Here is a 22,366-nt window from a genome sequence, read left to right on the forward strand (position 1 = left end):
AAAATTATTGAGCTAAAAATATATAAGAAACAATGGCACAAAGACCTAAAACGAAAGCGAATAAATACAATCCGATACTTCCGGTTTGAAGTTTTTTACCCTGAAATGCTAATTCGTTTGCTGCTTTTCCTAATCCAAAAACAACTGCAGATAATCCCGTTTCAATATAGTCTCTAAAGAATCCTGATAATGCATTTACCGGGCGAACAAAAATCGCTTCGTAAGCTTCATCTACATAATATTTATTGTATAATACTTTTGTTAAACCTGTAATGTTTTCGTCAGCTTCCGGAACATTATCTTGTTTGAAGTATTTTACGTAAGCAATTAAAATTCCTAACAATGCACCTAATACAGCGACACCCATTAAAGTATATTCAGTCGCTCCTAAATGATGTTCTTCGCCAGCCGCTTTTGTAAAAAGAGGAGCTAAATATTCATTTAACCAGCTGTTTCCAGGTAAACTAATTAATCCCCCAAAAGTAGCTAAAAGAGCTAAAATCATTAAAGGGAAAGTAATTAACGCACCACTTTCGTGTAAATGATGTTTCTGCTCTTCAGTTCCTCTAAATTCTTTAAAGAAAGTCAGGAACATTAATCTAAACATATAGAAAGCCGTCATGATTGAAGCTACAGATCCAACAACATATAATGGAATACTATGGTGGAAAGCAGTTAATAAAATTTCATCTTTTGAGAAGAAACCTGAGAAAAATGGAACTCCTGAAATGGCTAATGATGAAATAAGCATTGTCCAGAATGTAATAGGCATTGCTTTACGCAATCCTCCCATGTTACGCATATCCTGTTCTCCGTGCAATCCATGAATTACAGAACCTGAACCTAAGAATAAACAAGCTTTAAAGAAAGCGTGTGTGATTACGTGAAAAACAGCCACTTCATAAGCTCCAAATCCTAATGCTAAAAACATTAATCCTAATTGTGAAACCGTAGAGTAAGCTAATACTTTTTTGATATCGTTTTGTACTAAGCCAATTGTAGCAGCAACTAATGAAGTGATTGCTCCGATAACTGCAATTACAGTTTGTACATCAACAGCTAAATCAAAAACAAAGTTTAATCTTGTTACCATAAAAATACCAGCAGTAACCATCGTTGCGGCGTGAATCAATGCAGAAACCGGAGTTGGTCCAGCCATCGCATCAGGTAACCAGGTGTATAACGGAATTTGAGCAGATTTACCACAAGCTCCAATGAATAAACATAAAGCAGCTAAAGAAAGTAATGATAAATTTAAGTTTGAAGCTCCGGCAATTGCTGTTTTTAATGTAGCGTAATCTAATGTTGAGAACATTGAACCAAGAATGAACATACCAATTAAAAGACCTAAATCTCCAATTCTGTTCATGATGAAAGCTTTCTTTGCCGCATCGTTATAATCCTGATTTTTATACCAAAATCCGATTAATAAATAAGAGCAAAGTCCAACACCTTCCCAACCTATAAATAACACTAATAAGTTACTTCCGATTACAAGAGTGATCATGAAGAAAACGAACAAATTCAGGTAAGAGAAGAATTTGTGCATGTTTTCATCATCATGCATGTAGCTGATAGAGTATAAGTGAATCAAAGATCCAATTCCGGTTACGAATAATAACCAAAGAACAGATAATTGATCTAATAAAAATCCAAGATTGATTTTTAAGTTACTAATTTGAATCCAGTCAAAAAGAGTAACCTGAATTGCTTTTCCTGTTGATGTAATTTGATTAAAAAGAACAAGAGTAACTATAAAAGAAATTGCTACAGCAGCAGTTCCGATAAATCCCGAAACTGTTTTACCTAAGCTTTTTCCAAAGAAAACATTGATTAAAAATCCTAAAAAAGGAGTTAATACTAAAAGTAAAGCTAAATTAATATCCATTTCTTTTTATCCTTTTAAATTTTTTAAGTTATCGATACTAATTGAGCCAATGTTTCTGAAAATAGAAACTAAAATTGCTAACCCAACTGCTACTTCGGCAGCAGCTACAGCCATTGAAAAGAATACAAAAACTTGCCCCTGCGCATCTTGGTGATACGTTGAGAAAGCCACAAATAAAAGGTTAACTGCATTCAGCATGATTTCGATAGACATAAAAACGATAATTGCATTTCGTCTGTACAATACACCAAAAACACCAATACAAAAAAGTACAACACTTAAAAAGATGTAATTTTCAATACCTATTTGATTTAATATATTACCCATTATTTATTTAATTTTTCTTTTTTAGACAATAATACAGTTCCAATCATCGCAACCAAAAGTAGAACCGAAGCAAACTCAAATGGGACCATATATTCGTTCAACAATATTTTGCCCAATACTTTAATAGATTGGAAATCTTCGCCAGTAGAATCGTAATCACCAACAATTGGTTTTGAGTTGATGAAAATTGCAATTAAAACGATAACGATTAAACAAAAAGATACAATTGCTCCCAAGCGAGTAATCCTTGGTCTGTGAACATCTTTTTGTTCATTTAGGTTCATTAACATAATCGTAAACAGGAACAAAATCATAATCGCCCCAGAATAAACTATTATATGTACTACAGCTAAAAATTGAGAGTTCAATAATAAATAATGACCAGCAATAGTAAAGAAACAAATCACTAGATAAATTGCTGAGTGAATTGGGTTTCTGCTAAAAATAGTAAGGAAAGCGGTAATTACCGTAATAAACGCTAAGATACAAAATATCACTCCTACAGGAGTTGCGTTTGCAAGATCTGGAATGTGTATCATTAGTTAGCGTTGTTAAGTTGTGAATTTTTAATTGCCATTTCTAAAGGCATTACCAATTTGTCTTTTCCAAAAATGAAATCTTCTCTCTCGTAATTAGCTGGAACTAATACTTTAGATTCTGTCAAATAGATAGCATCTTTCGGGCAGGCTTCTTCACATAAACCGCAGAAAATACAACGAAGCATGTTGATCTCATAGATTTCAGCATATTTCTCTTCTCTGTATAAATGTTTTTCATCAGGTCTGCGTTCAGCGGCTTTCATTGTGATAGCTTCTGCAGGACATGATAAAGCACATAATCCACAAGCAGTACAATTCTCACGGCCCTGTTCATCACGTTTCAGCATATGCTGACCACGGTAAACAGCACTTCTTTCACGAACCTGTTCTGGGTAATGAATCGTAGCTTTTTTTCTAAAAAAGTGTTTAATGGTAATAAACAAACCTTTTACAATTGCCACAAGATACAATCGTTCCAAAAAAGTCATCTCTTTATTAGAGACTAATTTTTTTCTACCCGATAATGATATAGTTTCTATTGACATTTTTACTATTATAATTTATGATTCAAAATTTGGTCACTCAAATTCAAATCTATTTTGTTTTTTATTTAAACTAATTACGGTTCTTAGAATCCTAAGAAAGCTGCGATATCGTGCCTCAAAATAACAGCTCCTGTAATCATGATATTAACAATCGAAAGCGGAATTAAAATTCTCCAGCCTAAGTGCATTAATTGGTCATATCTAAATCTTGGAATTGTCCAGCGTACCCACATGTAGAAGAATATAAAGAAACATATTTTTATAAACAGTACCCCAATTCCTAATAAGTTAGCCGCATTTACACCAACATTCTCTACCATCCACTGCATTCCAGGATAGTTATATCCTCCAAAGAACAATACAGAAATAATGGTTGCAGAGATAAACATACTTGCATATTCAGCAAATAAATAGAATCCCATTTTCATAGATGAATATTCAGTGTGGTATCCTCCAATTAACTCACTCTCGCATTCCGCTAAGTCGAATGGTGTTCTGTTAGTTTCTGCAAATGAACAAATTAAGAAGATCAGGAAAGATAAAGGCTGATAGAAAACATTCCAGTTCATGCCTTGCTGCTGTAATGAAATTTCTTTTAAACTCATAGTTCCGGTCATCATCAATAAAGCAATCATTGATAATCCCATTGCAATTTCATAAGAAACCATTTGAGAAGCTGCACGAACCGCTCCCATCAATGAGAATTTATTGTTAGAAGCCCATCCACCAATCATGATACCGTAAACTCCAACAGAAAGAACTCCAAAAATGTATAATAAAGCAATATTTACGTCAGTTGCCTGAAGGATAACTTCTCTTCCAAAAACATGAAGTCTGTCTCCCCACGGAATTACAGCACTTGTCATCAAAGCTGTACTCATGGCAATAGCAGGCCCTACAATAAATAAAAATCGATTAGGTGTGTTTGGAAAAAATTCTTCTTTTGAGAACAATTTCATACCATCGGCAAGTGGTTGTAATAAACCTCCCCAACCTGCACGGTTTGGACCAACACGATCCTGAAGGAAAGCTGCAACTTTACGTTCAGCCCATGTAGAATACATAGCCATAATCATTGTTACCGCAAAAACGACTACAATTACAACACTTTTTTCTATAATAAATGCACTTTCCATTCCTTACGCTTTTTTATCATTATTAGTTAATGGAATTGCTGCCATACTAATTTTTTTACGGTCAATATCTCTACCTAAAAGGATATTTTTCTCTGTATCGATTTCTACTTTCTCTAATTTTTGAGTGTAGTTATTTTGGTTGATAACAGAATCTTTTTCAAATTCTCTTGGTCCTTCGATAACCCAGTCATTAACATCTTTATGATCAAAACGACAGCTGTTGCAGATGAATTCTTCTACTTCATGGTACTCATCTTTACGACCCGTTACACGCTGAATTTCTCCACCAAACATCCAAACTGTAGTTTTACCGCAGCATCCAGGAGTAGTACATTCTCTGTGTGCGTTATAAGGCTTGTTAAACCAAACTCTTGATTTAAAACGGAAAGTTTTATCTGTTAAAGCTCCAACCGGACAAACGTCGATCATGTTTCCAGAAAACTCATTGTCGATCGCTTTAGAAATTCCAGTAGAAATATTAGCATGATCTCCACGATCTAATACTCCGTGAACTCTGTTGTCTGTCAATTGATCTGCAACTTGTACACATCTTTGACATAAAATACAACGGTTCATATGCAGTTGAATATTTGGACCAATATTTTCTGGTTCAAACGTTCTTTTCTCTTCAATATAACGTGATTTTGGGTTTCCGTGCTCAAAACTTAAATTTTGAAGGTCACATTCTCCCGCCTGATCACAAATAGGACAGTCTAATGGGTGGTTAATTAATAAAAATTCTGTTACAGATTTACGCGCTTCCGTTACTCTGGCAGAAGATTTACTGTTTACTTCCATTCCGTCCATACATCCTGTTACACAAGATGCCATTAATTTTGGCATTGGTCGTGGATCAGCTTCACTACCTTTGGAAACTTCAACTAAACAACAACGACATTTTCCACCGCTGCCTTTTAATTTTGAGTAATAGCACATGGCTGGAGGAACTAAATCCCCGCCAATCATACGTGCAGCCTGCAGGATCGTTGTTCCTGGCTCTACGTCTATACTTTGACCGTCTATGGTTACTTTCATCTCTTTATTTTGTTTTTTTAGTTTCAGGTTTTACGTTTCACTTTTTCACTTGAAACTAAAAAAAACTTGAAACTTTAAACTATTTTAAACTTTTTTGTTGAAAGTCGGAATATTGAAAAGAATTGCGGTCCTTTTTAACATTATGAACTTTATAACTTTCTGCTTTTTATTTTTATACGATTACTTTACCGCCTACTAAATGCTTAACTTGTGAGAAAGGTTCAGCAACAAAGTGATCTCTATTTTTAATTTTTTCAGGGAAACGAACGTGATATTCGAATTCATCTCTAAAGTGGCGAATTGCTGCTGCTACTGGCCAAGAAGCGGCGTCACCAAGCGGACAAATTGTGTTTCCTTCAATTTTACTCTGAATACTCCACAATAATTCGATATCTTCTTCACGGCCCTGGCCGTTCTCGATTCTCCATAAGATTTTTTCTAACCATCCAGTTCCTTCACGGCAAGGCGTACATTGTCCGCAAGATTCGTGGTGATAAAAACGTGCAAAGTTCCAAGTGTTTCTTACGATACAAGCGGTGTCGTTGTAAACGATAAATCCTCCAGAACCTAACATTGATCCGGTAGCAAAACCACCATCACTTAAAGATTCGTAAGTCATTAAACGATCTTCGCCGTTTGCTGTTTTGAAAATCAATTCAGCTGGTAAAATTGGCACAGAAGAACCTCCCGGTACAAATGCTTTTAACGGACGATCAGAAGACATTCCTCCTAAATATTCATCAGAGTTCATGAATTCGTCAACGCTTAAACCTAGTTCAATTTCGTAAACACCAGGATTTTTGATGTGTCCTGAAGCAGAAATTAATTTAGTTCCTGTAGAACGTCCAATTCCAATTTTTGCATAATCGTCGCCAGAATTGTTTACAATCCAAGGCACAGTTGCAATTGTTTCAACATTGTTCACTACAGTTGGATTTGCCCAAAGACCAGAAACCGCTGGGAAAGGTGGTTTAATACGAGGATTTCCTCTTTTTCCTTCCAATGATTCGATAAGTGCAGTTTCTTCTCCGCAGATATAAGCTCCAGCTCCACAGTGAACGTGAAGTTCAAGATCATATCCTGAACCTAATATATTTTTTCCTAACCAGCCGGCAGCTTTAGCTTCGGCGATTGCTCTTTCTAAAATTTTGAAAACCCACATATATTCTCCACGAATGTAGATATATGATAAGTTTGCTCCTAAGGCATAACTTGAAGTAATCATTCCCTCGATCAATAAGTGAGGAATAAATTCCATCAAATAACGATCTTTAAAAGTTCCCGGTTCAGATTCGTCGGCGTTACAAACTAAGTGTCTTGGTCTTCCTGATTTTTTGTCAATAAAGCTCCATTTCATTCCGGCAGGGAAACCTGCACCACCACGACCACGTAATCCTGATTTTTTTACTTCTTCAGTAACTTCGTCTGGCGTTAATGTTTTTAAAGCTTTTTCTACAGAAGCATAACCACCATTTTGGCGATAAACTTCGTAGGTTTTAATTCCAGGAATATTGATTTTATCTAATAATATTTTTTGTGACATCTTATTTATCGTGTAATATTATTTTATCATCTCTACAATCAGCAATGATCTGATCGATTTTTTCTTCTGTCAGTTTCTCTTTGTAGAAATCGCCCAGCTGCATCATCGGAGCGTATCCGCAGGCACCTAAACATTCTACACCGGCAATGGTAAACATCCCGTCAGGAGTAGTTTCGCCCATTTTAATGCCTAGTTTTTCAGAAGTATAATCCATTAAATCCTCAGCACCACGTAAACAACAGCAAGAAGTCTGGCAAAATTCAAACATGTATTTTCCAATTGGTTTTTGGTTGAACATGGTATAAAAAGTAACCACTTCATAAACCTCAATTGGTTTTATCTGAAGAATTTCGGCAACTTTATCCTGCAATTCAATGCTAAGCCAGTTATTGTGCGCATCCTGTACTTCATGCAGAACAGGCAGTAAAGCCGATTTTTGTTTGCCTTCCGGATAATGACTGATTAATTCATTGATGCGTGTCATCAATGCCTCAGTCATATTTATTTCTTGTTTGTAATGTTTACGTTCCATTTTTATTTTAGATTTTAGATTTTAGATTTTAGATTTGTTCAATCTTTGTCTATAATCCGTATTCTGCAATCTTTATTTAAGTTTTAGATTTTTCAATCTGAATTCTTCAATTCTATATAAGTGTAGATTTTCAATCTAAAATTTAGATATGCCATTCTGCAATCTAAAATCTAAAATCTTCAATCTAAAATTTTTTACGCGTCTAATTCTCCTGCAATTACGTTTAAACTTGATAGAATAACAATTGCATCAGATAATAAAGCACCTTTAATCATTTCAGGATATGCTTGATAATAAATAAAGCAAGGTCTTCTAAAATGTAATCTATATGGAGTTCTGCTTCCGTCAGTAACTAAATAGAAACCAATTTCCCCGTTTCCTCCTTCAACAGGATGGTAGATTTCGGCAACCGGAACAGGAACTTCTCCCATTACGATTTTAAAGTGATAGATTAGAGCTTCCATATTATTATATACGTCTTCTTTTGGAGGAAGGTAATAATCTGGAACTTCAGCATGATATTCGTTTCCTGCCGGCATTTTATCCAAAGCTTGACGAATAATGCTTAAACTTTCCCAAACTTCAGCATTACGAACACAGAAACGATCATAAGTGTCTCCTGATTTTCCAACAGGAACAATAAAATCGAAATCTTCGTAAGATGAATAAGGTTGAGCAACACGAACATCATAATCAACTCCTGCTGCACGCAAGTTTGGACCTGTAAATCCGTAAGCCATTGCTTTTTCTGCTGAAATTGCACCAACGTTTACAGTTCTGTCAAGGAAAATTCTGTTTCTCTCGAATAAGTTTTCGAATTCTTTCCATGCAACTGGAAATTCTTCAAGGAAAGTATCTAGTTTTTTGAAAGCTTCCGGAGACCAGTCTCTTTCAAAACCACCAATTCTTCCCATATTTGTAGTCAAACGAGCTCCACAAATTTCTTCGTAGATTTCGTAGATTTTTTCTCTAAATTGAAAAACGTATAAGAAACCTGTATACGCACCAGTATCAACACCAAGAATTGAGTTACAGATTAAGTGGTCTGTAATACGTGCCAGCTCCATAACAATAACTCTTAAATATTGTGCTCTTTTTGGAACTTCAATACCTAATAGTTTTTCTAAAGTCATCCACCATCCCATATTATTAATAGGAGAGGAGCAATAGTTCATACGGTCTGTAAGAGGTGTGATTTGATAAAAAGGACGATTTTCTGCGATTTTTTCAAAAGCTCTGTGAATGTAACCAATAGTTGGTTCAGCTTCTAAAATTCGTTCACCATCCATCAATAGGATATTTTGAAAAATACCGTGAGTTGCCGGGTGAGTAGGTCCTAAATTCAGTACAGAAAGTTCGCTTCCGTCTTCGTTTAGTTTCTCCTTAATTATTTTAGCATAACGATGCTCTGGTGGTAATAATAGTTCTGACATTTTATAATGTTGAATTATTTAGCAATTTGATACTGTTCTTCCGAAGAATCTGTCGTCTTTGTCAGTTCTTCCGCTGTCTTCCATTGGGAATTCTTTTCTCATTGGGAAAGACACCATTTCATCCATATTCAAAATACGTTTCAATTGCGGGTGACCAATAAAATTGATTCCGTAGAAATCGTAAGTTTCTCTCTCCATCCAGTTTGCACCAAGGAAAATATTTGAAATAGATTTGATCTCAGGTTTTTCGCCATTAAGGTATACTTTGATTCTAAGGCGTTTGTTTTCGTACCAGTTATGTAAATGATATACGATAGCAAATTGACGTTCTGAATCATTGTCTGGATAATGAACGCCGCATAAATCTGTTAAAAAGTGAAAGCGTAATTCTGAATCGTTTTTTAAGAATAGAATCAATGCTGTTATTTTATCTGCAGATGCTTCTAAAGTAAAAATATCTCTTTCCTGCTGAAAGTTAAAAACATCGTTATTGAATGTTTCTACAAGTTTATCTTGAATTTGGGTATTTTCTAAAGCCATTTTATGAGATATTATATGAAGCTAATAATTCCTGGTATTCTGGCGAGCTTCTGCGTCTTACAGATTCGTTTTTTACCAATTCTTGTAATCTCATTACACCGTCAACAATTTGTTCTGGTCTTGGCGGGCATCCCGGTACATAAACATCAACCGGAATTACCTTATCGATTCCCTGTAAAACAGAGTATGTATCGAAAACTCCTCCTGATGAAGCACAGGCACCAACTGCGATTACCCAGCGTGGTTCAGACATTTGTTCGTAAACTTGTCTTAAGATAGGAGCCATTTTTTTTGAAATTGTTCCCATTACCAGTAACATGTCGGCCTGACGAGGTGAGAAACTCACACGCTCTGAACCAAATCGTGCTAAATCATAATGTGAAGCCATTGTTGCCATAAATTCAATTCCGCAGCAAGATGTTGCGAATGGTAATGGCCAAAGAGAATTCGCGCGTGCTAAACCTACAACATCATTTAGTTTTGTAGCAAAGAAACCTTCACCAACAACACCTTCGGGTGGCGCAACCATATTTACATTTGAATCGCTCATTTTTATTTTAGATTGTAGATTTCTGATTTTAGATTTTTGATTCTGAAACCGAAATCAATATTTTAAAATTCAATATTGTGTGTTGAGAAATTATTTTTCAAATCTGAAATTCTAAATCATGTTAATCTAAAATCTAAAATCTGAAATCTAAAATCAATTTATTCCCACTCTAAAGCTTTCTTTTTGATGATGTAAAAGAAACCAACTAAAAGCAAAGCCATGAAAACAATCATTTTAAGCATTCCTTCTACACCCAAATCTTTAAAGTTTATCGCCCAAGGGTAAAGGAAAATAACCTCTACGTCGAACAATACAAACAAAATAGCTACAAGGAAATATTTTACCGAAAAAGGAATACGAGCATTACCAACAGATTCGATACCGCACTCAAAGTTTTTATCTTTAACTTCAGAGGTTCTTTTTGGGCCTAATTTTCCAGAAATAATGATTGTTCCTACCACAAAACCAACAGCCAAAATGAACTGCATTAAAATAGGAATGTAACTGTATTGATCTGATTGCATAAGTTTAACTTTTTTACTTAAAGAATAAGCCACAAAGATAACTTTCAACTACGTAAATCACAAACTAAAGGGAGAGATAAGTACTCGATGAAACCGCGTTTACCTGTAATTTTTATTGATTATAAATAAGGTTCGGTTTTTTTAATATTTTTTTAAGAAATAGGTGCATAAAAAAACGTCCCGAATAATCGAGACGTTTCTTAAACCATTCAGAGGCAAAAAAAATAAATTGCTATATTTTTCTTAGATTACTGCCACTTTAGCAGCAACTTTCCCTTTTCTTCCTTCTTCTTCTTCGTAGCTTACACGGTCACCTTCGCGTAATTCTTCCGCGTTAATTCCTGAAGCGTGAACGAAGATGTCCTTTCCTGTTTCTTCGTCTGTAATGAATCCATAACCTTTAGATTCATTGAAAAATTTTACTGTACCTGTACGCATTGTAATTGTAATAATAATTTATAATAAAACAAATGTAATATATTAAACCATACAAACTACATATACCTGTTAAATTTTTCTAAAAATTATTGATTTACAGTGTTTTTGCGTAGTTTATTACAGCAATTTATTTATAAAACACCATTAATTGAGAATCATTAATTGTAAGAATATAAAAATATGTTAATTGTAAGAATTTCATATTTCAAAAAACACATATTTTATGATTATTTCTACAATTGTAAATAAAAAAACGGCTGAAGTAATTCAGCCGTTTTTTTATTGATGTATTTCTATATGTATTATATAGAATCAATTTTTATGTGTAATTCTTTTAATTGTGCTTCATCAATTGCAGCAGGAGCATCGATCATTACATCGCGTCCAGAATTGTTTTTAGGGAAAGCAATAAAATCTCTAATAGTTTCCTGTCCGCCTAAAATAGCTACTAATCTGTCAAGACCAAAAGCTAAACCTCCGTGTGGCGGCGCTCCAAACTGGAAAGCATCCATTAAGAAACCAAATTGCGCTTTTGCTTCTTCTTCACTAAAACCTAAATATTTAAACATTAACTGCTGTGTTGCTTTATCGTGAATACGAATAGATCCACCTCCAATTTCGTTTCCGTTTAAAACCATATCATAAGCATTAGCACGAACATTTCCAGGTTCAGTTTCTAATAATTTAATATCTTCTGGTTTTGGAGAAGTAAACGGGTGGTGCATTGCATGATAACGACCGCTTTCTTCATCAAGCTCTAATAATGGGAAATCCACAACCCATAATGGAGCAAATTCTTCAGGATTACGTAATCCTAAACGAGTTGCTAATTCCATACGAAGTGCAGAAAGCTGCGCACGTGTTTTGTTTGCCGGACCAGAAAGTACAAAAATCATATCTCCGGGATTGGCTTCTGTAGCTTTTGCCCAGTTTGCTAAATCATCATTATCGTAGAATTTATCTACAGATGATTTATAAGTTCCGTCTTCATTGCATTTTACATAAACCATTCCAGATGCACCAACCTGCGGACGCTTAACCCAGTCAATTAACCCGTCGATTTCTTTACGAGTATAATTTCCTGCTCCCGGAACAGCAATTCCCACAACTAATTCTGCTGAATTAAATACAGGGAATTCTTTATGCTGTGCAAATTCGTTTAACTCACCAAATTTCATCCCGAAACGAATATCCGGTTTGTCATTTCCGTATGTTTTCATAGCATAATCGTAAGTAATTCTTGGAAATTTATCTACTTCTATACCTTTAATTTCTTTTAATAAATGTCTTGTCAAACCTTCGAAAACATTCAAAATATCTTCTTGTTCAACAAATGCCATTTCGCAGTCAATCTGAGTAAACTCAGGCTGACGGTCTGCACGTAAATCTTCGTCACGGAAACATTTCACGATTTGGAAATATTTATCCATTCCGCCCACCATCAAAAGTTGTTTGAAAGTTTGCGGAGATTGCGGTAAGGCATAAAATTGTCCTTCGTTCATACGGCTTGGTACAACGAAATCTCTTGCTCCTTCCGGAGTAGATTTGATTAAATACGGCGTTTCAACTTCGCAGAAATCTAAATCTGATAGATATTTACGAACTTCCATCGCAACTTTATGACGGAATAATAAACTGTTTTTTACTGGATTTCTACGAATATCTAAATAACGGTATTTCATTCTGATATCTTCACCACCGTCCGTTTCATCTTCAATTGTAAAAGGCGGCGTTAAAGCAGAATTTAAAATAGTCAATTCAGAAACTAAAATTTCGATTTCACCAGTCGGAATGTTTTTGTTTTTTGCTTCACGCTCAATAACAGTTCCTTTTACCTGAATTACAAATTCACGGCCAAGAGTTTTTGCTAATTCAAAAACGGTTTTATCAGTACGACTTTCGTCGAAAATAAGTTGTGTAATTCCATAACGGTCGCGTAGATCGACCCAATTCATAAATCCTTTATCGCGTGATTTTTGAACCCAGCCCGCAAGTGTAACTTCGGTATTAATATTTGAAGCGTTTAGTTCGCCGCAATTATGACTTCTATACATAATCTCAATTTTAGACTGCAAAAGTAAATACAAAATTCAAAATAATATAGTAAACTGATAAACTTGATGCTTTTAATTTTAAATATTTTGTTAATTCTGAAATTTCAAAGCTGTTATTTCTTTAGATTTGAGTCACTAAAAACAAATTTTAATACTATGAAAAAACTTTTTGTTACAGGTTTGTTGATTTTTAGCGGGTTGAATGTTATAGGACAAGCTAAAGAACAAGTAAAATTTACTGCCAAAATTGAGAATAGAAACAGTGATACTTTAGTTATTAAAGGAAGAAATAATTTTAAGCAAGTTATTCCAATTGATAAAAAAGGAATGTTTATCGCTTCTTTTGAAGCTCCGAAAGGATTTTATATGTTTTCTGACGGAACAGAATCTTCTAATTTATACCTGAAACCAAATTCTGAAATTAATTTAACAATGAACGCTAAGGAATTTGATGAAACCATTGTTTATAAAGGTAAAGGTGTAGATGAAAGTAATTTTTTAGCGCAGCAGGCCCTAAAAGATGAAAAATTCCAAAACGAAGCTTATACTAAAGAAGCCGCAGAATTTGCTTCACTTTTAGAAGCTAAAAAGAAAACTGATTTTGAAAGTATTGAAAAAGGAAATTACGATCCTGAATTTAAAACAGCTTTGAAAACGAGTTTCGAAAGTTTTAATCAATACGCAGCTCAGGATTATGAAAGAACTGCTGCAGCAAGAAAACTAATTGGAAAACCTTCGCCTGAATTCGATTATGAAAATTTTAAAGGAGGAAAAACAAAACTGGCTGATTTAAAAGGAAAGTACATATATATAGATCTATGGGCAACCTGGTGCGCGCCGTGTAGAGCAGAAATCCCGTATCTTCAAAAAGTGGAAGAAAAATACCATGATAAAAACATTGAATTTGTGAGTATTTCTATTGATAAAGCAAAGGATAATGAAAAATGGAAAAAATTTGTAACCGATAAAAAATTAGGCGGCGTACAATTATTTGCAGATAAAGACTGGGAATCTGATTTTGTTGTAAAGTACGGTGTAACCGGAATTCCGAGATTTATTTTAATTGATCCAAATGGTAACATTGTGAGCTCTGATGCTTCCAGACCATCAGATCCTAAGCTTCAGGAACAGTTAAACAGTTTATTGAACTAATTTATTTACGAAATTTATAACGTTATCGTAATTTTAGTTTTTTGCTAAAATACCAGTAAAACCAATGCCTCAGCGTTGGTTTTTTTGTTTTTGGGAAATTTCCAATGTTAAGTTTTTATCCAATGTTACCAAATTGTTAAGCAAAAGTTTTTTTAATGTAAACATTTGATTATATTTGGTAATGATTTCTTAACATTAATACCTACTAGATATGAAAAAGAGTGTAATTTTAGCTGCAATATTGTTCTCTGGAATATTGACTGCACAAGAAACAAAACCTGAATTAGAAGCTGTTGGAAACACAGTAAAAGCTACATATTATTATGAAAATGGTAAAGTACAGCAGGAAGGCTTTTTTAAGGATGGTAAATTAGACGGTGTCTGGGTATCTTATGACGAAAAAGGAAATAAAAAAGCCGTTGGAGAATACACAGACGGAGTTAAAACTGGAAAATGGATTTACTTTAATGATGATAATTTAAGCGAAGTTGCTTATGTTGATAATAAAGTTGCCTCAGTTAAAAACTTACAAAAAAATGCTTTAGCAAACAGAAACTAATTTAGTTTCGAATATTTATAAAAAGACCGCTTATTTCAGGCGGTTTTTTTATTTCTTTTTTTAGATTTTTTATTTCTTCCGTACCAAATTATAAAACCGGTTACAGGTAAAGCAGAAGCAATTAAACTTATGGTAAAGGCAATAATTTTTCCCGGTAAATCCAGAATTTGTCCGGTATGAATTCCATAATTCATTTCGACACCCTGTAAGCCTAAACTTTTAGAATAATAAGGATCACTCTGAATCAATTTCCCATCGCCCGGATGAAAATAATAATTGCTTTGGTGATCGTATCGTAAAGTATGCGGATAAGCTCCCGTACTGATAATATCTCCTTTTTGCTGCGGAAATAAAACAAAAAGCATTTCGGCTTTTGGCTGTAATTTCAGGGTTTGAACAAAGGCACGATCAACTGCGGTTAAAGAATTTGAACTGAATTTTGTTGTATCGATTGCTGGAGCTTTTGTTTCTGCTTCTTTGTTTCCGCCAAAATTAAAAGTCTTATAAATTCCGTCACCAACCCATTCGTAGGTAAAAGTTAATCCTGTTATAGCAAGAATAAGCGCAATTAATGCAATATAAAATCCAGAAGTGTTGTGCCAGTCATAATTTACACGACGCCATTTTGCTGACCATTTTATGGTGAAACTTCTTTTGATATCGCTTTTTCGTTTTGGCCACCATTGTATAATTCCTGAAATTAATAACAGAATAAAAATAATAGTCGCGCCGCCAATTATGTGTTTTCCTATATAATCCGGAAGTAGTAAGTACAGATGGATATATTCGACAATAATGAAAAAGTCCGTTTTTGGATTTTCGGTTTTTAAATATTCTCCTGTATAGGGATTAAAATAGAGGTATAAATTTTCGGTATCCGAATAAGTAAAAACAATTGCTGATCGGTTTTTTCCATAAAAGGAAACCATAGATTGTTTGTAATCTGGATGAATTTCTTTGGCCTTTTGCTGTAAAACAGATGGAAGTACAAAAGGTTTGTTTTGAGGTTCTACCAAACGCCATTCTTTTCTGGTTATGTCTTTTATTTCGTCGTGAAAACAGAATATACAACCGGTAATACAGACTATAAAAACAATAAGCCCGGAAATTAATCCGAGCCATTTATGTATAAAACGTATTTTCGTTGTAAATCCCATTTTTGATTAAAAGCGTAAAAGTATACGCAAAATTCATATGGGGCAAATAATTCTGATATTTTGTGAAGCGTAAAGTTTTTTTTCACGCAGATTCTGCAGATCGAGCAGATAATTAATATTTAAAAAAATCTGCCAAATCTGCGGAATCTGTGTGAAAAAATCTTAGTTCTTTTAAGCGACTTCTTTTTTAGGTTTTAAATGATAAGCTGTATAAAGTGTTATAGAAGCCAGAGCAATCCAAAAAACATCAATAAAGAAAATCTGAATTTTGTTTTGCATAAACGATGTCCAAAACCAATTTCCAGTTACGATTCCGTTTGTAACAGGAATTAAAAATCCTAAAACACTTCCGGAAATTAAACAGAATTTATTCGTAAAATCATCATTCTTTTTAATGATAAAAAACACGCTCAGTAAAAGCCATCCGCCAAAATATAAACTAAACAAGTTCGATTGACTTAACGGATAAAATATTTTTGAGCCGATAAAGGACAAAGCTGTGATGGGATACATACTGAGACAGATTGCCAAATAAATACGAACCACAGCATTGTTGAAACGTCTTTTCTTTTCAGGCATATTATTCTTTTGTCTGGCTACCAGCCAAATCATTACTCCTGAAATAATGACAAAACAAGTGATAATTCCTAAAACGAAACTTACGATTTTTAGTGCATAACCTCCGTAATCACCATAGTGAATTCTGTATAAAACATTTTTTACAACATCTATATAACCATTTTGAGTAACAGGATTTTTGCGGGCAATTTCTTTTCCGTCAGAAATGCGATAAACTACTTTTCCAATTCCGGTAAATTGTTTGTGATTTAGCATTTCTCCTTCAACTAAAACGTGCATGTTGGCATCTCCGTAATTTTGAATAAATACACGTGTAATTTCAAAATCGGACCAATTGTTTTTTGTTTTAGAAACCAACTGATTAATATCAAAAGGAGCAGCTAACTTTTTGTTTTCAAATTTATAGTCAGGATCGTTGTATTCTAATTCCTGGTATAATTTATTTTGATCACCTTTATATAGTGCCATAACGGCCGGCGCTACAATTAAAAGTTTAATCATAAAAAAGGCTCCGGTTACGGCATAGACAAACTGAAACGGAAGACCGATCATTCCTAATGCTGTATGCGCATCTGTCCATAATGTTTTTAATTTTTCCTTTGGACGGAAAACATAAAAATTAGACACAATTTTTTTCCAGTGTAACAGAACTCCGGTTATAATGGCAAACAGAAAAAATAAAGCTGTAAATCCCGAAAGATAATATCCAACCGGATAAGGAATCTGCGCCAGGAAATGCAAACGGTATAGAAATTCTCCTAATGAATAAGAGTCTTCATAGGTATAGGATTTGTAATTTTTATTGTCAAGATAAAAGAAAGAACCTTCTTTTTGTTTGGCCGGAGCCAAAGTATCTTTAGTACCTTCCATATAAACCGCAACCCTGTTTTCTACAGATGGTTTGGAGATGGTGATATTTCTTCCGTGTAATAGGTATTCTTTGTCAAGTTTTTTTAAAGCGCTATTGTAATCTAATTGAATTTCTTTTGTAATAGCTGTAGATTCACTTCTTTCCCAATTGATAATTTCATCTCTAAAAAAAGAAAAGGATCCGGCGAAGAAAATAACAAAAAGCACAACGCTGATGACAATTCCGCTAACGGTATGTGTATGAAAATAAATATTATAATGACGATTATTCATAAGTATTACGCAGCAGGATTATAAGTTTGACCAAGATAAATAAGAAGAGAAAAAATGAGTGAAAGAAGAATGTAAATTCCCCAGATTTTCAATCCGCTTTTTGCTAAGAAAGCAATAACCATTAAAGCAACCCAAAGTATAAATCCGCTGAAAGCCGTTGTCATTAAAACTTCAGGTCGGTTAAACCAAGAAGCTAACGCTAAATGAAATGTGACAGAAACAAAGTAGCCGCCTAAAATAGCGGCAGTAATTTTGGCAAAACGCGGCCAAAATGCCGGGGTTAAATATTTTGGATTTGCTGGCATTGATTAATGTGGTTTAATTGTAATAGAATTCTAATAAAGCAACAATAATTAAGAGCGCTAAAAGTGCTTTACTGTTTACCTTTTTTAATGGTGTAAGAATGATAATCAAACTTCCAATTGTCATTAGCTGAATAAAAAACATCAAAGTTCCACATCCCAAAGACTGCGTAAACAGCCACATGGCATATGCTGAAGCAAGTAAAGCCAGTCCTGTAATTTTGGTTTGTTTCGGATTTTTCTGCATCCATTTTTCAAAACCTAAATCATACGATAAAGCGGCTCTTTTTGAGGTGTAATAAAGTGTGTAAAAAGCTAAAAAAACGATAAGACTTGCGATTGTTACCATAATCCTGAAAATTTAAAAAACACCTTTCTATATACAGAAAGGTGTTTTTGTATTATTCTTTATTAAAATCTGTATGAGAAACTAGCGGCTAAAGTTCTAGGATCTTTCGGGTGGATTGTTGACCATCCGTCGTAGATTTCTTCGTTTGTAATGTTGTTTAGTTTTAGTGTTACACTAAATTTCTCTGCATTATAAAACAACGAAGAATTAAGAACGGTATACTCAGGAATTGTAAAGGTTCCCGAAACTGATCTGTTCATGATTTTGTTGTCTCCAACATAATTTCCTCCAAATCCTAAACCAAAACCTCTTAAGAAACCATTTGTAAATTTATAACTAGCCCAAAGGTTTGCTAAGTTGTAAGCTCCTGAACTTTCTGGTCTAAAACCTACGAAATCAGCATCTCCTTTAGTTAATGTTGCATCATTATAGCTGTAACCCAAAATAATGTTTAAACCTGTAACCGGATTTGCGATAAATTCAGCCTCGAAACCTTTATTGTGCTGACCACCATCCTGATAATTGATTACGTCAGTTGCGTTTGGTCTAACACTATATGCCTGATTAGATACTTTAATATCATAGTAGCTTAAAGTAGCGTATAGTTTATCTCTAAAGATGTTCAGTTTTGTACCAAATTCGATTTGGTTGGCATGTTCCGGATCAAATGTTACCGGAGTTCTTACCGTTCCGCTCACGTTTTCACCCGGAGCTACATTTGAAAAACCGTTCATGTAGTTTGCGAAAAGAGATACTTTATCAATAACTGGCTGATAAACTAATCCGAATTTTGGTGAGAAAGAAGTTTGGTTATAGTCGTCAGCATCTGAAGAAACATCTCCGCTGTTCATAAAACGGTCTGCACGTAAACTTACCATTGCAGAAAGGGCAGGAGTAATGTTGATTACGTTTGAGAAATAAGCGCTGTAAACTTCTTGTTTTGTTTTATTGTTATTTCTTGGGCTGTCTCCCACAATTGCATCAGAGCCAGCTTTTGTTAAATCTCCCGTATCACCATTTGAAGGACCAAATACAGCGTTAAACTGAGCTAAATTATCTCCAACATATACATATCCGTTTCCGAAGTAGCTTGAACCGCGATCAAGAGCAACTCTGTTGTAATAATCTAAACCAACAACCAATCTGTTTCTTAAACTTCCAATTTTGAAATCACCAATGAAGTTTTGCTGCACATCAAAAGTGGTGTTTTTACTGTCCTGATAGTTAAAATATCTTGCCAAAACAATTCCGTCTGTAATAGGAGTGTAAGCTGTTCCTTCATATAAATAAGCGTAATTTCCTGTTGATTTTGCAGAACTTGTCGAGAAGATAGTCTGTGAAGTCCATTGGCTTGAAAGCTTATAGTTTATTTGTCCCTGAATATTGTATGAAGGTGTTTTGATTGTTAGTTCATTACTTGTATAAGAACGTTTGTTATCATATTTTAATTCATCAATATTGTGAACTCTTAAAGGATTTCCTCTGTCTAAAAACAACATTGTTGGGTTTGTTGTTTCATTGCTTCTGAATTCTGTATTTACTAAAAATGATAATCTGTCATTTACTTCATAAGATAATGAAGGAGCTATAAAATATGATTCGATAAAACCAGCATCCTGAAAACTGTTTTGTGTGTTGTATGCTGAGTTAACTCTAAAGTTAAGTGTTTTTTTATCGTTAAGCGAAGTATTAAGATCTACAGTTGCACGGTTTAATGCATAACTTCTAACAGTGTAGCTTACTTCACCGCCAAATCCTTTATAAGGTCTTTTTGTAGTAGTGTTGATTAATCCTCCATAAGAAATCAAGCTGCTTCCGAATAAAGTCCCGGAAGGTCCTTTGATAATTTCTATTCTGTCAATGTTTGCTGGATCTAAACTACCGTTTGTTAAACCAGGAACACCATTTACAATAGTAGCCTGAACCGGAAATCCTCTTAAAGAGTAGTAACTGGCTCCATCACCACCACGGCCTGTTGAAGTCCAAAGCTGTGTAACACCCGGTGCATTTTTTAAGGCATCATCAAATGTTGTAATTACTTGCTCTTTAAGAACTTCTCCTGTAATTGTAGTATATACTTGTGGGTTTTCTAAATTTTTAAGAGGTAATCTTGAAACTTGTTGGTTTTCTTTGCGTACAAAATGATTTTTACGGCTGTTAACAACTACTTCTGATAAATCTTCAGAGTTAGAAGAAATAATGAAATTTCGGGTAATCTCTTCGCCTTCTTTAAATACAATTGATTTTTCCTGAGTAATATATCCAACAGATGAAACTTTTAAAGTGTAAGTTCCGGGTTTAATATTCTTTAAGGTATAATTACCGTGTTCGTCTGTAGTAGTTCCGTATTTTGTTCCTTTTAAAACAACAGAAATGTTTTCGACTGATTCGTTATTATTTAAAGTTATCTGACCTTTTAATGTAGCTTTTTCTTGTGCGAATAATGTACCGGCGGTTAATAAGAAAAAACAAAAGCTCAAAAAAGAAAGTGGGAATTTGAATTTCATTTTTATTTAGAATTAATTTGAATAGTGCAAATGTATGTTTTGAATGTAAACAAAACAAGCTATTTTTATTTATTCTAAATAATTGTATTTTAAAAGGTAAAAATTACATTTATGTAAAAAATTTACATCTTAAGCTAAAATTAAGTCAAAATTAAGCAAATATTAAGCAAAAAAGCCTGTTCATTAATTTGAACAGGCTTTTTTATATTAACGAAAATTATTACAATTACAATTCTAAAGCACGTTTAGCATCGCCATTCATTAATAATTCTAATGGGTTTTCTAATGCTTCTTTTACGGCAACTAAGAAACCAACAGACTCACGTCCGTCGATAATTCTGTGGTCATAAGAAAGAGCTACATACATCATTGGATGAATTTCAACTTTTCCGTTTACAGCAATCGGACGCTCAATAATGTTGTGCATTCCTAAGATTCCTGATTGAGGAGGGTTGATGATTGGAGTAGATAACATACTTCCGAAAACACCACCGTTAGTGATTGTGAAAGTTCCTCCCGTCATATCGTCTACTGTAATTTGACCATCACGAGCTCTTAAAGCTAATCTTTTAATTTCAGCTTCAATTCCGCGGAAAGTTAAGTTTTCAGCATTACGAACAACAGGAACCATTAATCCTTTTGGTCCAGAAACTGCGATAGAGATATCACAGAAATCATATCCTACTTTGTAATCTCCGTCGATCATAGAGTTTACATCTGGATATAATTGCAAAGCTCTTGTAACCGCTTTTGTAAAGAATGACATAAAACCTAAACCTAAACCACCGTGTTTAGCTTTGAAGGCATCTTTGTATTCGTTACGGATATTGTTGATTGGCGTCATGTTTACTTCGTTGAAAGTAGTAAGCATAGCTGTTTCATTTTTAGCTGCAACTAATCTTTCTGCTACTTTACGACGTAACATTGATAATTTTGTACGCTCAGTTCCACGGTTTCCTCCAGTTGGAGTTCCCATAGAAGCTACAGCTGTAGCATTTACTGCATCGTCTTTAGTGATTCTGCCGCCTTTTCCAGTTCCTGTAACTGCTGCAGGAGCTATATTTTTTTCATCTAATATTTTTCTAGCCGCAGGAGATGGAGTTCCAGCTGCGTAACTTGCAGCTGCCGGAGCCTGAACTGGCTCAGCTTTTGGAGCTTCTTTTACTTCAGCCTTTGGAGCCTCTGCTTTAGGAGCTTCCGCTTTTGGAGCAGCATCTGCACTTCCTGATTGTTTTGCAGCATCTGTATCAATTAAACAAACTACAGCGCCTACAGCTACTGTATCACCTTCTTCAGCTTTTAGTGTAATTACACCGCTCATTTCAGCAGGTAATTCAAGAGTAGCTTTATCTGAATCAACTTCAGCAATCGCCTGATCTTTTTCTACATAATCTCCGTCTTTTACTAACCAAGTTGCAATTTCAACTTCTTTTATTGATTCCCCTGGTGATGGGACTTTCATTTCTAAAATCATCTTGTTTTTGTTTAAGGTTTTTATGGTTTCAGTCCCGATAGTTATCGGGATTGAAACTTG

The 22,366-nt window shown here is 34.4% G+C and carries 22 protein-coding genes; 2 read left to right on the plus strand and 20 right to left on the minus strand.

Annotated elements, in window-relative coordinates; all coding sequences use genetic code 11:
• Window positions 1-4 precede the first annotated feature (4 nt).
• The 14 genes from nuoL to aspS form a co-directional block, all read right to left on the minus strand.
• Window positions 5-1,888 (minus strand): NADH-quinone oxidoreductase subunit L, encoded by a 1,884-nt coding sequence (nuoL, locus tag ABDW27_RS13225; protein ID WP_343696335.1) that lies wholly within the window; start codon window positions 1,886-1,888, stop codon window positions 5-7.
• Window positions 1,889-1,894: 6 nt separating this feature from the next.
• Window positions 1,895-2,215, minus strand: a complete 321-nt coding sequence (nuoK, locus tag ABDW27_RS13230; protein ID WP_133523522.1) for an NADH-quinone oxidoreductase subunit NuoK — start codon at window positions 2,213-2,215, stop codon at window positions 1,895-1,897.
• The gene (locus tag ABDW27_RS13235; RefSeq protein WP_343696336.1) at window positions 2,215-2,754 is read right to left on the minus strand and encodes an NADH-quinone oxidoreductase subunit J; all 540 of its coding nucleotides are present in this window, start codon (window positions 2,752-2,754) and stop codon (window positions 2,215-2,217) included. The genes nuoK and ABDW27_RS13235 overlap by 1 nt, the downstream gene beginning before the upstream one ends.
• Window positions 2,754-3,299 (minus strand): NADH-quinone oxidoreductase subunit I, encoded by a 546-nt coding sequence (locus tag ABDW27_RS13240; protein ID WP_343696337.1) that lies wholly within the window; start codon window positions 3,297-3,299, stop codon window positions 2,754-2,756. The genes ABDW27_RS13235 and ABDW27_RS13240 overlap by 1 nt, the downstream gene beginning before the upstream one ends.
• Before the next feature lie 83 nt (window positions 3,300-3,382).
• Window positions 3,383-4,435 carry an NADH-quinone oxidoreductase subunit NuoH gene (gene nuoH, locus ABDW27_RS13245; protein WP_343696338.1) on the minus strand — a complete coding sequence of 351 codons (1,053 nt, stop codon included), beginning with the start codon at window positions 4,433-4,435 and terminating at the stop codon, window positions 3,383-3,385.
• Between the two features lie 3 nt (window positions 4,436-4,438).
• Window positions 4,439-5,470 carry a 2Fe-2S iron-sulfur cluster-binding protein gene (locus ABDW27_RS13250; RefSeq protein ID WP_343696339.1) on the minus strand — a complete coding sequence of 344 codons (1,032 nt, stop codon included), beginning with the start codon at window positions 5,468-5,470 and terminating at the stop codon, window positions 4,439-4,441.
• 172 nt (window positions 5,471-5,642) lie between these two features.
• On the minus strand, window positions 5,643-7,013 hold the full coding sequence (gene nuoF / locus ABDW27_RS13255; protein WP_343696340.1) for an NADH-quinone oxidoreductase subunit NuoF: 1,371 nt from the start codon (window positions 7,011-7,013) through the stop codon (window positions 5,643-5,645).
• A 1-nt stretch (window position 7,014) separates the two neighbouring features.
• Window positions 7,015-7,545: an NAD(P)H-dependent oxidoreductase subunit E gene (locus ABDW27_RS13260; protein WP_331138575.1), complete on the minus strand. Its 531-nt coding sequence runs from the start codon at window positions 7,543-7,545 to the stop codon at window positions 7,015-7,017.
• 194 nt (window positions 7,546-7,739) lie between these two features.
• Window positions 7,740-8,978: an NADH-quinone oxidoreductase subunit D gene (locus tag ABDW27_RS13265; protein ID WP_343696341.1), complete on the minus strand. Its 1,239-nt coding sequence runs from the start codon at window positions 8,976-8,978 to the stop codon at window positions 7,740-7,742.
• A gap of 18 nt (window positions 8,979-8,996) precedes the next feature.
• Window positions 8,997-9,518 (minus strand): NADH-quinone oxidoreductase subunit C, encoded by a 522-nt coding sequence (locus tag ABDW27_RS13270; RefSeq protein WP_343696342.1) that lies wholly within the window; start codon window positions 9,516-9,518, stop codon window positions 8,997-8,999.
• Between the two features lies 1 nt (window position 9,519).
• Window positions 9,520-10,068: an NADH-quinone oxidoreductase subunit B gene (locus ABDW27_RS13275; protein WP_343696343.1), complete on the minus strand. Its 549-nt coding sequence runs from the start codon at window positions 10,066-10,068 to the stop codon at window positions 9,520-9,522.
• 158 nt (window positions 10,069-10,226) lie between these two features.
• Window positions 10,227-10,592 (minus strand): NADH-quinone oxidoreductase subunit A, encoded by a 366-nt coding sequence (locus ABDW27_RS13280; protein ID WP_343696344.1) that lies wholly within the window; start codon window positions 10,590-10,592, stop codon window positions 10,227-10,229.
• Window positions 10,593-10,835: 243 nt separating this feature from the next.
• Entirely contained in the window at window positions 10,836-11,030 is a 195-nt protein-coding gene (locus ABDW27_RS13285; RefSeq protein ID WP_007137066.1) for a cold shock domain-containing protein, read from the minus strand.
• 302 nt (window positions 11,031-11,332) lie between these two features.
• Window positions 11,333-13,084, minus strand: coding sequence for an aspartate--tRNA ligase (gene aspS / locus ABDW27_RS13290; protein ID WP_343696345.1), 1,752 nt, complete (start codon window positions 13,082-13,084; stop codon window positions 11,333-11,335).
• A gap of 156 nt (window positions 13,085-13,240) precedes the next feature.
• On the opposite strand from aspS, the gene ABDW27_RS13295 reads away from it, so the two are divergent.
• The gene (locus tag ABDW27_RS13295; RefSeq protein WP_343696346.1) at window positions 13,241-14,236 is read left to right on the plus strand and encodes a TlpA disulfide reductase family protein; all 996 of its coding nucleotides are present in this window, start codon (window positions 13,241-13,243) and stop codon (window positions 14,234-14,236) included.
• Window positions 14,237-14,447: 211 nt separating this feature from the next.
• On the plus strand, window positions 14,448-14,795 hold the full coding sequence (locus tag ABDW27_RS13300; protein ID WP_343696347.1) for a membrane-binding protein: 348 nt from the start codon (window positions 14,448-14,450) through the stop codon (window positions 14,793-14,795).
• Between the two features lie 35 nt (window positions 14,796-14,830).
• Here the strand turns inward: ABDW27_RS13300 and ABDW27_RS13305 are convergent, their stop codons facing one another.
• The 6 genes from ABDW27_RS13305 to odhB form a co-directional block, all read right to left on the minus strand.
• Window positions 14,831-15,952, minus strand: a complete 1,122-nt coding sequence (locus ABDW27_RS13305) for a PepSY-associated TM helix domain-containing protein (protein ID WP_343696348.1) — start codon at window positions 15,950-15,952, stop codon at window positions 14,831-14,833.
• Between the two features lie 171 nt (window positions 15,953-16,123).
• Complete coding sequence (locus ABDW27_RS13310; RefSeq protein ID WP_343696349.1) at window positions 16,124-17,674, minus strand: PepSY-associated TM helix domain-containing protein; 1,551 nt, start codon at window positions 17,672-17,674, stop codon at window positions 16,124-16,126.
• 5 nt (window positions 17,675-17,679) lie between these two features.
• Window positions 17,680-17,979, minus strand: coding sequence for a hypothetical protein (locus ABDW27_RS13315; protein ID WP_343696350.1), 300 nt, complete (start codon window positions 17,977-17,979; stop codon window positions 17,680-17,682).
• Between the two features lie 13 nt (window positions 17,980-17,992).
• Window positions 17,993-18,325, minus strand: coding sequence for a hypothetical protein (locus tag ABDW27_RS13320; RefSeq protein ID WP_343696351.1), 333 nt, complete (start codon window positions 18,323-18,325; stop codon window positions 17,993-17,995).
• Between the two features lie 62 nt (window positions 18,326-18,387).
• Entirely contained in the window at window positions 18,388-20,832 is a 2,445-nt protein-coding gene (locus ABDW27_RS13325; RefSeq protein WP_343696352.1) for a TonB-dependent receptor, read from the minus strand.
• Between the two features lie 226 nt (window positions 20,833-21,058).
• On the minus strand, window positions 21,059-22,306 hold the full coding sequence (odhB, locus tag ABDW27_RS13330) for a 2-oxoglutarate dehydrogenase complex dihydrolipoyllysine-residue succinyltransferase (RefSeq protein ID WP_343698136.1): 1,248 nt from the start codon (window positions 22,304-22,306) through the stop codon (window positions 21,059-21,061).
• Window positions 22,307-22,366 lie beyond the last annotated feature (60 nt).

The organism is Flavobacterium sp., from assembly GCF_039595935.1.
Taxonomy (GTDB): domain Bacteria; phylum Bacteroidota; class Bacteroidia; order Flavobacteriales; family Flavobacteriaceae; genus Flavobacterium.